10 protein-coding genes are annotated in these 14,109 nt (G+C 44.5%); 6 read left to right on the top strand and 4 right to left on the bottom strand.

Translation table 11 applies throughout. The features are described from left to right. Positions 1 to 821 precede the first annotated feature (821 nt). The 4 genes from GF309_05205 (at position 822) to GF309_05220 (ending at position 6,655) form a co-directional block, all read left to right on the top strand. Entirely contained in the window at positions 822 to 3,296 is a 2,475-nt protein-coding gene (locus GF309_05205) for a DUF11 domain-containing protein (protein MBD3158168.1), read from the top strand. Positions 3,297 to 3,441: 145 nt separating this feature from the next. Continuing rightward, positions 3,442 to 3,603 (top strand): rubredoxin, encoded by a 162-nt coding sequence (locus GF309_05210; protein MBD3158169.1) that lies wholly within the window; start codon positions 3,442 to 3,444, stop codon positions 3,601 to 3,603. A gap of 312 nt (positions 3,604 to 3,915) precedes the next feature. Next, positions 3,916 to 6,090, top strand: coding sequence for a PAS domain S-box protein (locus tag GF309_05215; protein MBD3158170.1), 2,175 nt, complete (start codon positions 3,916 to 3,918; stop codon positions 6,088 to 6,090). Between the two features lie 127 nt (positions 6,091 to 6,217). Next, positions 6,218 to 6,655: a hypothetical protein gene (locus GF309_05220; GenBank protein ID MBD3158171.1), complete on the top strand. Its 438-nt coding sequence runs from the start codon at positions 6,218 to 6,220 to the stop codon at positions 6,653 to 6,655. 319 nt (positions 6,656 to 6,974) lie between these two features. On the opposite strand, the gene GF309_05225 is transcribed toward GF309_05220, so the two are convergent. From GF309_05225 to GF309_05235, 3 genes are all read right to left on the bottom strand, one after another. Continuing rightward, positions 6,975 to 7,568: a hypothetical protein gene (locus tag GF309_05225; GenBank protein MBD3158172.1), complete on the bottom strand. Its 594-nt coding sequence runs from the start codon at positions 7,566 to 7,568 to the stop codon at positions 6,975 to 6,977. 67 nt (positions 7,569 to 7,635) lie between these two features. Continuing rightward, complete coding sequence (locus GF309_05230) at positions 7,636 to 8,274, bottom strand: hypothetical protein (GenBank protein ID MBD3158173.1); 639 nt, start codon at positions 8,272 to 8,274, stop codon at positions 7,636 to 7,638. A gap of 163 nt (positions 8,275 to 8,437) precedes the next feature. Then, positions 8,438 to 10,228, bottom strand: coding sequence for a hypothetical protein (locus GF309_05235; protein ID MBD3158174.1), 1,791 nt, complete (start codon positions 10,226 to 10,228; stop codon positions 8,438 to 8,440). A gap of 122 nt (positions 10,229 to 10,350) precedes the next feature. Between GF309_05235 and GF309_05240 the strand changes: the two genes are divergently transcribed. Both GF309_05240 and GF309_05245 read left to right on the top strand, forming a co-directional pair. Beyond that, a complete protein-coding gene (locus GF309_05240; GenBank protein ID MBD3158175.1) occupies positions 10,351 to 11,202 on the top strand; it encodes a hypothetical protein in 852 nt (283 codons plus the stop codon). Between the two features lie 424 nt (positions 11,203 to 11,626). Then, entirely contained in the window at positions 11,627 to 12,835 is a 1,209-nt protein-coding gene (locus GF309_05245) for a GAF domain-containing protein (protein ID MBD3158176.1), read from the top strand. 102 nt (positions 12,836 to 12,937) lie between these two features. On the opposite strand, the gene GF309_05250 is transcribed toward GF309_05245, so the two are convergent. Beyond that, positions 12,938 to 14,086: a PglZ domain-containing protein gene (locus tag GF309_05250; GenBank protein MBD3158177.1), complete on the bottom strand. Its 1,149-nt coding sequence runs from the start codon at positions 14,084 to 14,086 to the stop codon at positions 12,938 to 12,940. Positions 14,087 to 14,109 lie beyond the last annotated feature (23 nt).

Raw genomic sequence — 14,109 nt, forward strand, 5'->3', positions numbered from 1 at the left:
AGTACTTTCGTTTCCCTGTATTCCACCTATTTTGTCTACAATGTGTTGAAAGGTTTTGATCCGGGTATTGACTGGGTAAGCCTAGGAATCACTGTTTTCTTCACGCTTTATACCATGTCCTCAGTAGGCCAGATTCTTGCCAGTAGAGCCGATATGGACACTCGTTTAAAGATGTCTAAGGAAACAGCAGCTACACTGACTTTCTTCCTCGCAACCGGGTACACATTTGTAGATACAACCTTCACTCAGCTTGGGGGCGGTATACAGGGTGCGACGGGCGATATAGTCAAACTACTGATTTTCCCTCTGGTTGCACTGGTGATGGAGCTTCGGTTTATTTACAGAGCTCGGAAGGCACAAGAAGCACCTGAAGTTCCTGATGATATGCCCGTGGCAGCTCCCGAGGAAGAGGCTGAACCGCAATCAGAACGTGAGACTGAGCCAAGTTCAGATGAAGAGACTACAGAAGAACCTAGTCCTGAGGCGGATTATCCTGATATGGAACTAGACTCTGAAAGTGGTAATGGCAATTCGGCGGGAGATATCGAACCTTAGTTTGCTGACGTAGGTCTGCATGCCTAGAATCAGGGAAATTGAAGGAAGTAATTCCTACTCTGTAACTGTCGATAGGGTCAACTTCGCACTCTAGCTATCATATACTTTCTCGTTTATCCGAATTGCACCTCTTTGAGTGCAAGTATGCCATTCTGACCATTTCCTGTTCGTATACACCAGACTAACATTAAAAAGCGAACCTGAAGGATTAGTGGTAATAGGTGGATTGATGACTACATTTCGGAGATAGTCCACCTGATATTCTTATGGAGAATAATACAATGAGACGAAGAGAACACTTGCTACTTGCTGCATTCTTGGTGATGACACTTGTCACGCCTATACTAGCAGGCAGTAGTGACAGCATGCCAATCCCCGTGAAACAACACGAAGAGTCCATGACTGAGGGACCAAAACTAGCCACTGTAGAGGCGATGGTCTCAAAGGTGGATCAGTGGGGCGGTGTGCAGAACATGCTTGCGTCATTACAGAATGCAACCCACTATGGATACTCCCATGTGAGCACTCTTGAGAGTGTGGTAACAAGCCAGATGGAGAACGACGATGGGTATATTGCCCTTTCAACGTTGAATCTAAATGGCCTTACCCCGTTCCCGAATGGTGCAATTGGAGGTCCCACGGCAGTGCTTCAACTCAGTGTGAAGCCCATCTTCGAGGTTCCAGTCAATCGAAGCGAGGCTTCTTTCACAGAGCTGAGTGAAAGCGAAGCTATTGCCCTAGCAGATGAGTTCACCTCAGAATACGAATCTGCATTTGGCATTGATTTTGAACAGTTCATGCTAGTGGGTACGGAAATCGAAGAGACGGCCGAATACGACTGGAATGTTGAAGACAACGCTACTGAGTATGAGATAACCTATGTCAGTTTGATGAATGGCACCTTAGGCAATTCAACAATGACCTCCATGCTTGACAGAGCGTCTCAGCTTGGCGGTTTCATGGATCTTGTTGGTGCTGACGACTGGCCTACATTGAGTAGTGTTGCAACAGAAGTCTTCGCTCCAGTTCACTTCCTTTCAGGCGGTGGTTATCCCAGCTTCAATGTCTTGAATATGATGGACTACTATTCCCGCCCGTATTATAGAGCGGATTCTTCACACAGCGATCTTGTGGAGATTGTTCAATCCGCCATTATGAATCAAATTTCCTTCGATGAGCCTGGCTATGTGGGTGCGACTGCTGGAAACGAGACTTATTCGCTATCAGACCATGTTGGCTACACAGGAACCATCGAAAACAAGATGAAACAGGATGACAGCGCTCATTCGATTTCAGTTGTCGGTGGAGCAGCTCCAGCTTCGCTATCAATCAATGGTGTCCCTGATTCGTGGCTCACCATTGATGATCAGTTCCAGATTCCAACTGATTTGGAGTTTGGTGGAATAACAGTACCAGAAAACAGCACAATATCAGAAGCGGTCAAACAAGTCCTAACACACATGCCTCGACAGCTTGCTTTGGAGGTCAATGACGGACTTGGTTCGCTTGACCCGACCATGTTCGATAGCTATATCGACCTTCTCTGGGATTCAACGACACCTCTTCCTGATTTCAAGCAAACACTACTGAACACCAATTTCAGTTCGGAGATTGGAGAGACTCCACTCAAAGATATCAATATAGACATGCTTGCTTCAATTATGGAATTGGCAGGCATGACTCCTGAAGCTCTTGTGGATAATATCGACCAAGATGTACTTGAAGCGAACCCAGTAGCTGCCATTCTTGAGGCATTCCTGGAATACTTCGATTCGTACAATCTGTTGGATATTCTGGACAATGATGTCTATGGCGAGCCAGATGCCCTGGTGAACCATCTAAACACTACCATTGACGGCATCAATGCATTCCTCCAGGACTTTGGCGGAATCGATACTCCTTCAGAGTTTAGAAGTAAAGAGGCAATTGCAGAGTTCGTGGAAGCTCATTGGGACATCGTACTCCAGAGTCTGTGGAACGCGATGGCGGATGATAATGTGACCGCTATCAAGGAAGCAGTACATAGTATCTTGGAGCCCGAGAATCTGCAAGAAGAAATCACACCGTACCTTATGGCCGACCTCGGCAATTCGCTGATGACGGGACTTGGATTCTCATTCTCTGTGAATATGAATGCGACCGCTGAGTATCCCCAGTTGCTTGGCTTTGATACAAGTAACTTGGAGTTGACATTCGATGCAGATCCTGATGATATCAGCTTTGATGGGCCATATCTGGTTGTAACCAAGGGCACTGCAGACAGAACAGTTGTCGTTAATTCAACAGTGGACTTCAACATCACTGTTCATAACTATGGCTCAGATACTGCCTACAGAGTACGAGTGCTTGATGGTATGAGCTCAGGCCTTGATGGCGACCGAGAGTTCTATTGGGGTAGAGATGAGCTTGCTCCGGGTGAGACTTGGACAATAACCTATAATGTGACGGTTACTGAACTTGGTCTCTACGCGGATATGCCTGCGGTATGCTTCTACTTCAATACCACACTGGATACATTCGACCCTAACGACGCCGAAAACTGGAATGGTGCATCATACTACACCATGTCAGCCACAGGTTACCAAATCCTTGTCGAGGAACCAGAAGGCGGTGGAGGTTGGTGGGGTAGCGGCTTGCTTGAAGGCGAGATTTTCGGTATTCCCACGCTCTACGTCGCTGCTGGTGTTGGAGGAGTTGCAGTCATAGGTGTTGCCATCTTACTAGTACGGCGAAGACCTTAGTTTACCACATGTTATGCTGATTGACCTGCACCAAATTGGTGTGGGTCTCCAGCCTTTCTTTTTTTGGCCGACCCGAATTGTCAAAGAGAATCACTTTTATTCAGTATTCTAGTGGTCTTCTTAGAATTCCTGCAGTGGGATGTAGATGGCCAAGTACGAATGTTTGATATGCGGTTGGATTTACGACGAAGAAAAAGGCGATCCAGGTAGTGGTGTTGAACCGGGAACAAAGTTTGAGGACATTCCCGAAGATTGGGTGTGCCCGATGTGTGGAGCCGCCAAAGCCGATTTTGAGAAAATTGAATAGAATTTCAATCCTCAAGAAACTCCTTATCATAGGGGATTCAGAACATATCACTAGGTAGTGGTTGATTCAAGTACTCGACCACTAATTCTCATTTTTCTTATCTGTTATTTATCAGACTTGGTATTCTTTACACGCGCTAGGCTGAATTGAAATTGCTTTCCGACGGTTTGGAATTACCAATTCTTTTACATAGTCCATTTAATTTTTAAACAAGGTAACATATTATAGATAAATTCAATAGTATTCAAAATATTAAAGAGTAACACCATTATCGCGCGAGTGTGGACAAAGTGAATCACTTGAGGTGGCGTTTTGCAGTGTAGGGTAGTCCTATTCTATGATAACCCTACTAGCTTAGCCACTACAAGGGATTTCTTACTTCACAAATTGAGAACCGAAACTAAAATCACCGATGAATTTCGCGTGCTTATTCAGAACATGCTAGAGGGTGAAATGGATATCGTAGTAGCTGCTCTGGATGTATCGAAGAGTGAGAGCTTTGAACTGCTCAAGCGAATCAGGCAGCTTGATTCTACAATCCCCCTCATCATATTTGCTGAAAACTCAACAGAGACCACATCGATACGGGCGCTTAATCTTGGTGCATCTCGCTATGTAACAAGGAATGGCAAGCCTGATGTCCAACATAAGAAACTTCTAGCAGCAATCGAGAACGAAATTGTAGCTGTATCCTCTCACAAGAGTGCAAAACATCTGCAAGGGCGTCCAAAGAACTTCAAACTCCTCTATCAGAATATGCCTATTCCATATCAGTCACTTGGCAAGAACGGATTCTATCTTGACGTTAATCCTGCTTGGCTTGAAGCTCTGGGTTATGGCGAAGACGAAGTCATTGGGCGCCATTTCAAGGAATTTCTTAGTCCACAGAGCAAGAAGCTCCTGGAGAAAAGTTTCCCCGAGTTCATTCGCAATGGAAAAACACCTCCTGAAGGTGTAGTTCATAGACTACAAAGGAAGGATGGATCCTTTCTTACAGCTCGCTATACGGGAAGAGTTGCGTACAAACCGAATGGTGAGGTACGTCGAACCCATTGCGTTTTTGTTGACATAACAAGACAAGTCATAATCGAACAGGCTCTAAGACAAAGCGAGTTAGCTTTTCGGAATATGTACGAGAACGCTGTGGTAGGACTAGCCAGAGCCAATCTTGATGGTAAACTCTTGGAATGCAATCACAAATTTGCAGAGATATTTGGGTATGATAATCGAGAGCATGCAATGAATGCCGGTTCTGCAATGAAACACTATCCAACTAAGCGGGACCGTGAACATGTACTCCAGGCTCTCAGAAAGCATGGCGAAGCCGAATTCGATAGGAAATTTCTTCGCTTAGATGGGTCAGTAATCTGGGGCCACATTGTGATGAAGCTCTTCCCAGAGGATGAATATCTTGAGGTGGCTATTGTTGACATAACGGACCTCAAGAATATGGAAGAAAAGCTCAGGGAAAGCCAGAAATGTTTTCGTGCCATTGCTGATTATACCTATGATTGGGAGAGCTGGATTGGGATAAATGATCAATTGCTTTGGGTCAATCCACGAGTCGAGGATTTCACAGGCTATTCCGTAGAAGAATGCCTAACAATGGAAAACTATCCACTCCCGATTATTCACGAAGATGATAGAGATACAATTAGTGCCATAGTGACGGATTTCTCAAAGCACAACAAAGGCAATGACTTGACATTCAGAATTGTTACCAAGGATGGGATAACTAAGTGGATGGCATTGTCTTGGCAACCTATCTGTGATGAGAATGACAATCCAGCGGGAATTAGAACAAGTGCCAGAGATATTGGAGAGCGTATTAAAGCGACAAAGCGTCTCCAGGCACAGAAACGAGAACTGAGTGAATTTGCACACCAGATGAAACACGATATTGGGAATAGGTTACACAACATACTTGGTTACATTTCTCTTATTCGGGAAGGGTACGAAGAAGAACAGCTTGACAGAATCGAAGATTTGGTTCGCAGGACAGAAACCCTGTTGAAGCGGTCTGTGAAATTGGCTGATGCAGGACAAATTATAGGTGATGTTGAACCTATTGATGTTGGTTCTGTTGTGCAAAAAATCGCAGCTCTTGAGATACCAGAATCGATTGAATTCAGAATGGACCCTTTGCCTATCGTCGAATGTGACAGGAACAAGTTTGAGCAATTGGTAGAAAACATCTTCAGCAACGCTGTGGAACATGGGAAGCCTTCTCTTATTGAGGTTCGTTGTGAAGAAACAGCCGATAGCATTACTCTTCTTTTCAAGAATGATGGATTTCCTATTTCAAAGAAGACCCGAGAAACTCTTTTTCAAGGACAAAATGAGATTAGTATCGAAGGCGGACTTGGCCTAAGCATAGCCAGGAAAATTGTTGAGGCTCACGGCTGGGAAATATCACTGGATCCTGATATTATGACCTCTTTTCGGATTACTATGCCAAAAACTGATTCTTCCTCATTGATGATATGAGTTAGTATGGATTTTCACAAAATTGAGAAGAATTCGCTCATAACCTTCAATTCTTGGAACGCTGTCGAACGGATGAAATGCATATATGCATCTCTAGCTATCTTACTGTCTATTCGGAGGTAGAATTGTGAAAGGTTCAAAGAACAGTGCAATCCTGTTCTTATTTGCTGGTATCCTACTAATACTTCAGAGTGCAATCAGCGGCTTGGTTTTCGATGATGGGATTGGAGCACTGGCCGCCGGTGGTTTTGCTTTTGTTATGTTCATTGAAATGGGCATGGCCTACAAAGGTGGTCTCAGCGCAGTTATGGATCAAACCGTCTTTGATACTCCCGGTTGGAGAACAGTTACGACACGCGATACGGGTCAGCGTATTCAGGCTACGCCTTGTTGCGGCGCCTGCATTGGAATTGCTACAATAGCTGTAACTGCTTTGTTCAGTGCGGGATTAGGAGAAGCTATCTTGTTTCTGGCACCGGGATTTCTGGCTGGGGTGATAGCTATCTTGGCATCGATTGTATTCGCAGTTGAATACAAAGGGCCTTGGACAGAACGGGCTTTCTAATTTGAAACACTATTGCAAGAATAGTACAAACGCCTAGATAGGTACTTTGGTTACTATGTAAAGCGATATCAAAATGTGGGGGAAGCATTCACTACTCGTTCTGAAGCTGATTTCTGCAGTGCTTTTTCTATCTGGGTCTTTCTGGATCGTCCCTACAGGGACATCTGGTGCGATAATAGAGCATGGTGAACACCATTCCAATCCAACAACACACAACTCTCCGACATGGATATCGCGCTGCGGTTTGAACCTCACATCAAGTGTAGATACATGCACAAGATGCATAATACCTGCGTCTTGAATTAGATTGTTTCTTCAACTAGGGCATTAACAGCGTACTGAGCAGAGTGATGACCATTAGGGCTAGGAATAGGAAGCAAACAATGAATCTGCAACCGCAGCCTTTACCTTTGAAAAAGATTCTATCAACGACAATAGCTGATGCTACAGCATGTCTCCAATCCATGTAGTCACCAACCTCAACACGAAATTGGTCACGAATGGAGAACACTTTCTTATCCAGCTTGAATGCAAAACTGCCTGACTGACTTGCAGCACTGAATCCCCACGCCATGACCCCACCTTGTGCGTGGATTTCATCGTCTCTGTAGTGCATGGTGAACCGCTTATTCCACATTATCCAAGGTCGAGTTATTTTTGCTATTTTTCCTCCCGAGGGATCTAACAGATGAAACGTTTTGTCAAAGAATCCCCCTTTAGCGGTTAGCATTTTGTTGCCCTGAGGATTTTCCATATTGACTGTTGATCTAAGGAAGCTAAGCCAGGTCTGTCTGGCCACCGCAACCTTCTCTCCTGTTTCCTCATCATAGATTTCATAGACTGGTCTCATTGAGACCAATTTTTGTTCAACTTTGTAGAAATGACGTTTTCCTTCCTCTGGTTCGACTTCCAAGTAAATCTCCCCAGCTTGGTCAGCGCTCTGTTCATTCTAATAAATGCTCCTTCTATATCTCAATGACCTAGCTAATGGAAGCTCCTGCATCTGCAATTTGGATCCATTTGCGACATTTTGGGCATGGTGTTCCACCTGCTGAATCAAGCTCTGAAGGTCCTGTAATCCATCGAGCCCCACAGTACGGACACGTCACCTGTCTGTCATGGACAGAAGATAATTCGTGAGATTTGTAGTTCGTACTAACGAATTCAGCTGCGACATTGCGGCCTATGTATCCCAGAATCAGAGATAGTATTACGAAGGTGACGAGTATCAGTATTGCATCAAGTATTAGAGTAGCCGCGAAAGTGAACAGAATAAAGTAGAGGAACGGGTCAACTAAAGAAAGCAATAATGTGAAGAGGAAGCCTTGGCCTAGGAAACTCCCAATATTGCTGCTGGGCTCTATTTCCCACACCATACCCGTAACAACATTGTTCAGCCCACCAATAATAACGAGATATGCCCCACCTATTATCAATACAAAACCAATGACTTCTGAAATATCATTATGCATGGTAAGAACTAGTGAGAAGCTAAATATGTACATGAAAACGAGCGAAACTGCGGCTAGCGGGATTCCATGGAGAAAATACTTGACGATACTATTTGTTTCTTGATTTTGTTTCTGCGGTGACTTCGCATCATTCTTGTTAGCCTTCAATGTTTCCCCCTCTCAATTGGACAATACATAACACAAATTCAATTGTGTCTTCGAATAAAAAGGTAGCCTCAACCCAGACTAGTAAGGTGTTACTGCGATTGGGTCTCAGCTACCAGATTCTTGGTCATATCTTTGCTTCTGGGAAGAACCGATTACATATTCCTCAGATTATTTCCTCAAAACTCTGCAATAGCCGATCTGCTTGTGATGAGCCGAGTTTCCAGAACTTGGGCTTGGTCAAGTCGTATCCGAAATCCGCAATCTGTTCCTTTGGACTTTTGCTCCCGCCAGCTGCCAAGAGTTGCTTGAACCTGCTGTTGAAGTCTGGCTCCCCTTTCTGATAGTCCCCATAGACAGCAAACACAAGCATTTGCGCGAAACTATATGGATAATTGTAGTAGCGGTAGTTGCTGAAGAAGAAGTGGGGTATGCGGGCCCATTCATATTCCATGTACTGAGTCCAATCAACAACATCACCGAAAATCCGGTTTTTCGCCTTGTTCCACAATTCACAGGCGAGGTCTGCGTCGATCACCTCTCCGTTGTTTATTGCATCATAGAGACTCTTCTCGAAGAAGGCTCTGACGCCCACATAGTAAACGGTGTAGTAATACGAATTGAGAACGTGAGAAAGAATCTCATAACGCTCCTTATCCGCATCAGCCATTGACAGTATTTTCTCGGTCAGAAGCAGTTCCCCGAAGATGCTTCCTGTTTCCGCCATGCACATCGACATGCTGTAGTTGACGGGTGTTTGATTCTCGTAGACGAGGTGGCCCTGAGCGGCATGGCCGTTTTCATGTGCTAATGTATAGATGTCATTCAGTGTCTTGCTGTAATTGAGGAAAACGAAGCTCTTGCTAGCACTGGGCCATGAAGAACAGAAAGCAGTGTTCATCTTACCAACCCTATTCTCCGAGTCAATGCGCCTATCATCGAACATGCTCTGAACAACTGAACCAAGATCATCATCGAACGAATCGAATGCATCAATAACAATGGATTTAGCTTCTGGCCAATCAAATGTCCATACTGGATCTGTTACCCATGGAGCAATCACATCATGCCCGGGCAATTTCTTGACATCCATCGCCTTAGCCTTCAATTGCAGGAAATCTTGAAAGCTCTCAGCTGTCTCCTCAATGGTATTCAGAAGGGTATCAATTGTACTTCTGTCCACATCTTGGTCAAGAAGGCTTTGCGTCATTGGTGATGGCATGCCACGCCGCTCGGTCATCTTCATGTGATCTGCACAGATGGCACGAAGCGCCATGCCGTGAATCATGTCATCATCCGCATAGCTGTTGTAGAGCTTCTTAGTTGCCATTTTGCGAATCTCTCTATCTGGGCTCATTCGCATTGAGCTGAGTTCAGGAAGTGTTACGGTCTTGGTTTCCCCCCCCACTTCTATTTCGAATGTCTTCCCAGATACCCAGGATTGCTGCAGTTGTTGAAGTGTCTGAATGCCATTGACGTCCTTCATCGATACGAGTTCTTCTTCTGTTTCAGAAAGACGATATGGCGCACGACGCTTCAGCTTCTCTAAGTAATGTCGGTAGTTTGCGAGTTCTTTGCTCTCAAGCAATTCGGGCGTCTCATCAAGAACCTTTCCGAGTCTTATTTCGAATACCGTCCTAGCTGATTCGATGCGACTCCCCACATTTTGAGAGACATTGTACAACATTCCGGAATCCTTGTCTTTGGTATTGGCTCTGTAGCGCATCGAGCAGTAGTTCCTAAGGTCGGATGACTCTAGGACCAGTTCCTCAAGATCCCGAATGGCATCAGCAAGTTGCTTGTCTGAATAGTCTCCGAGTTCTCCAGCATAACCCTCAACTGCTTCTTCAAATTCTTGTGCTGTTTTGTGTAATAGTTCCTTGACTTCTTGAGGGCTCTTGCCTTTGACCATTGGAGAAAGATCCCACTCTCTATCATTACTCATAATATTCGCCATCGAAATGCACTTCTTCTCAACATAAAAGGGATTCCAATAGAGAAACTAGAATTCTCGGACTCGTCGTCTTACAGAAGAAAAAGTTATAGGCATTGCTTAGATGGTTAATATGAGGCATGTAAATGCATAGGAAAGTCGGAGCTGTACTGATTATCTTCTTAGTGGCCATATCCTCGGTAGCCGCTGTTGTCTACTACTATGATGCTAGAGCCAAGGCTAGAGCAAATCCATATCCGGGAAGCGAGGCTGTCCATCATTCTCTGAAAGATTTATGGTATCCTCCGGAGGAAGGTTACAATGTTTTCCCCCTTATGATAGCAGCCATATGCAGTGGCGGATATCAGTTTCCTATACTCCAGCTACCAGTACGTATGGATATCATTGTCTACCTGCTTGATGCTACTGATAATTCAACAGACTTAACCTGGATTAAACCGCTGCGGGGTAGGCTGATAGAGTCAGGGAGCATCAATGTAAGTTATGAACCCGCTTTATACGGGCAATATGGAGAGGGAGAGAAGACCTATCACCAGAGAGAATACTCAGAGCTGTGGGGAAGTTTGCACACTGAAGGTGTCGATGACTCTTCGATAGAGAATGAAAGTGAGAAAATTGGTGCTTACACAAAAATATGCACGCTCCGATTCGATTTGAGTGCAACAGTATCTAAGCCCTTTACCCGCTGCACATATGTCCTTGATTTGAAAATCCCTTATACAAATGCTTCTCTTATTCATGGACACGAAATCAACATCATGATTCAATATACTACTTGGTGGCAGAGTTTCTACTTGGGCGTATTGCCAACTGGGAACCCACACCTCGCTGAACATGATCCAAAAGCCAATTTCACCTTGGGCAACGGAGAAACATATGGTATATGGGACTCTGGCACCATTTTCGTGCTAAATGGGACCTCAAGCTGGGAGTGGGTCCCAGAGGAAGCACCTTTTCCTCCTCGTGAGAACACATGACCGTAGCCTAGCCAAAAACCTCATCTACAAAGAGGGAAGGAATCACCAAATACTTGTATATTGTGATTATAGTCACGGCAATCTCCCTGAAGAAACCGGAGTGGGTGGAAACTGCGCTAACTCGTATGAGACTTATTCTTGGATACTGATACGGAATAAGAGGAACTAAAATTCCATATCCGAATCGTATGCGTTACCGCTTCATCATCCTCACTGGATTTCATGTCGAACTGAAGGATATGCATGGTACATTGATATCAACGTCCTCTTTGAAATAACTAAAATATACGGCATTCCATGCCTAAATGAATCATATGAGTAGCTGATTAGTACTAGATACCGATTGGTGCTCATCTATTTAACCGTGGTCGAAACACACAAGATTCCTACAATAATGAACTAGAGATTATGAAGGTGGCTTCAATTGACTGAGAATCCTGGAAATGATTCAATAACCGAAGAACCATTTGAAAACAATCTTTCACGTTGCAAGAGAGAAAAAGAAGTACTCTTGGAAGCCGCCGGTGTAATTCTAAAACACACGTCATTTGAAGAGTCTGCCAAGGAAATTTTTGAATTCTGTAAAGGCATCACAGGGGCACAGTCAGGCTATGTGGCTCTTCTTTCGGATGATGGGAGTGAAAACGAGGTTCTATTCCTCGATTCTGGTGGTCGTCCTTGTACAGTTGATCCGAATCTGCCAATGCCAATTAGGGGCTTGCGCGAAATTGCTTACAGAGAAAACAGAACGGTCTACGAGAATGATTTTGAGGAAAGCGAATGGCAAAACTTCATGCCCAAAGGACATGTAACACTGAGAAATGTTCTATTTGGTCCGCTTGTTTTGAATGGGCAATCAGTAGGTCTAATAGGATTGGCAAACAAACCCTCTGATTTCACTAATCGTGATGCCTCGATTGTTGGTGCGCTAGGGGAACTGGCAGCCATAGCGTTAGAAAAAAGTCATAGGACCGAGGAACTTCGAAGAACCAAAACCGAGCTCGAATTATACACGTCCTTCTTGCGACATGATTTGCGCAATGACCTTCAGCTCGTACTGGCGAATCTGGAAGAATCTCAACTACATACAATGAAAACAGAGAATCAAGCCTTGAAGGATTCAATTACGCGGTCAATCAATGCTGCCGACCGCATGATACGCGTATTGAAGGCCATGAAATCACAGAAGTTCGATTGGGAAGGGAATCTTGTGACTGGAGTTGAGCTTATAGCAAAACAGGCTGAGGATTCCTATCAAAATCTAACGGTAAGCGTGGATTGCGCTGAATCTGTTAAGAAAGAAAAGGCTCTGGGAGGGAGTCTAATGACCCTAGTTTTGGACAACATCTTCAGAAACGCCGCCCAACATGCAGGTCCTGAACCACATGTAGATGTTAGGATTACCCGCTCTGGTGATTCAATTAGGATTGATTGCGTAGATGATGGATCTGGCATACCACCGGACAAACAAGCAAGTCTCTTTGAAAGGGGAAATGGAGAAAGCCTAGGCGGCTTGGGACTCTACTTATCAAAGAAGCTTGTGGAGGCGTATGATGGATCTCTGACACTGGTTCAGAACCAGTATCCAGATTGGGGAGCCGCATTTCGGATAGAATTACCTATCAGAAAATAACGATGTTTGGCTCTGTGTTTTGGTCTTCGTAGTCTGCCCGTTGGATGATTGCATTGTTCTTGATTGAGGCGATGATGGCTTGCTTGAGAATCCTGTTTTAAATCAGTAGATAATCAAAGGAACCAACATCTCTTCCTCTGAAATTCCACCGTGCTGTCCTACCAGTTCCGGATACTCTTCACCGGGAATATCATTGAGTAAAGCGTAGCCTTCTTTCATCATCGCCACAAAATCGCCTACTCGCCCATCAAATTCCTCGCTGGGGATTCCTGTTCCAAACCACCCTCGACGCACCAGTTCGGAGCTTTTGGATAATGTGCAGGCATGGCCAAGGTTGTTTCTGATGTATGATTGAAATTCATCAGATTTGTTTGCTCGAACGTAAAAGTAGCAGGAGCGCGTATCGCCACAGACTGGCGTTATGAGCATCTTTTTGAGTTCAGGGTGCTTTCCAAGCAAGATTGTATTTTCTTGCTCTATGTCAACAAGACCATGGTCTGCAGTGACGATTATTCTTACATTATTCGGAACCTCTCGGGCCAGCTTCTTCAGATTCTTGTCCACTCTGTTCAATTCCTTCAAAACAGCTTTGCTTTCGATGCCTTTGTCGTGTGCTATAGCGTCCAGCTCAGGATAGTATGCAAAGATGAACTGTTTTTGTTGGGATTGACATGCCAAATCTCTTACATTGCCAAAAAGTTCTCTTAATGTTCTGTATCCAAATCTTGTACACTCCTCTGTTGCAAATTTAGAATATGGGGAGTTGATTATCCTGCTTGGCCCCAAAAAGACCATTCTATTCTGTGTTTTCTTGAGCCAAGGTTGAGCTCCAACAAAACGTGCAAGATGAGCCTCAATGGGCTTATTGCCAATCATAGTTGTAAAGGGTAGGAACCGTGATACGATACCTAATTCTCGAAGATATACAAACCAACCCGTCACAGCATGCTCAATAGGGGGTGCAGCTGTGTAGAAGGTCGTCATTGCTGAACCTGTACTCGGAGGAAATACACTGCTGATAGAGGAAACGAGGTTATCACGAAGCCAGAGTCCTGAACCATGGCGCACGAGATAATTGTAACCAAGTCCATCCAATACTATGAATAGGATAGTTGCTGATTCATCAATTTCCTTGAGCTTCTGCTGCTCAAGCTTCCTCTCTTTACATTCGACACCCATTTTTTTAGCTAGCGTGCTTGTCAGATTTAGGATACCATTCTCATAGTCGGGTTGGATATCCGATAGGGCCATATGATTCTTGATTACACGAGATG

The organism is Candidatus Lokiarchaeota archaeon, from assembly GCA_014730275.1.
In the GTDB taxonomy this organism is placed as follows: domain Archaea; phylum Asgardarchaeota; class Thorarchaeia; order Thorarchaeales; family Thorarchaeaceae; genus WJIL01.

What these genes read in the sequence shown, in the direction of transcription:
- GF309_05240 (MBD3158175.1), top strand. Translation starts at nt 10,351, where the DNA reads ATGCATAGGAAAGTCGGAGCTGTACTGATTATCTTCTTAGTGGCCATA.
- GF309_05250 (MBD3158177.1), bottom strand. Translation starts at nt 14,086, where the DNA reads ATGGCCCTATCGGATATCCAACCCGACTATGAGAATGGTATCCTAAAT.
- GF309_05235 (MBD3158174.1), bottom strand. Translation starts at nt 10,228, where the DNA reads ATGGCGAATATTATGAGTAATGATAGAGAGTGGGATCTTTCTCCAATG.
- GF309_05205 (MBD3158168.1), top strand. Translation starts at nt 822, where the DNA reads ATGGAGAATAATACAATGAGACGAAGAGAACACTTGCTACTTGCTGCA.
- GF309_05210 (MBD3158169.1), top strand. Translation starts at nt 3,442, where the DNA reads ATGGCCAAGTACGAATGTTTGATATGCGGTTGGATTTACGACGAAGAA.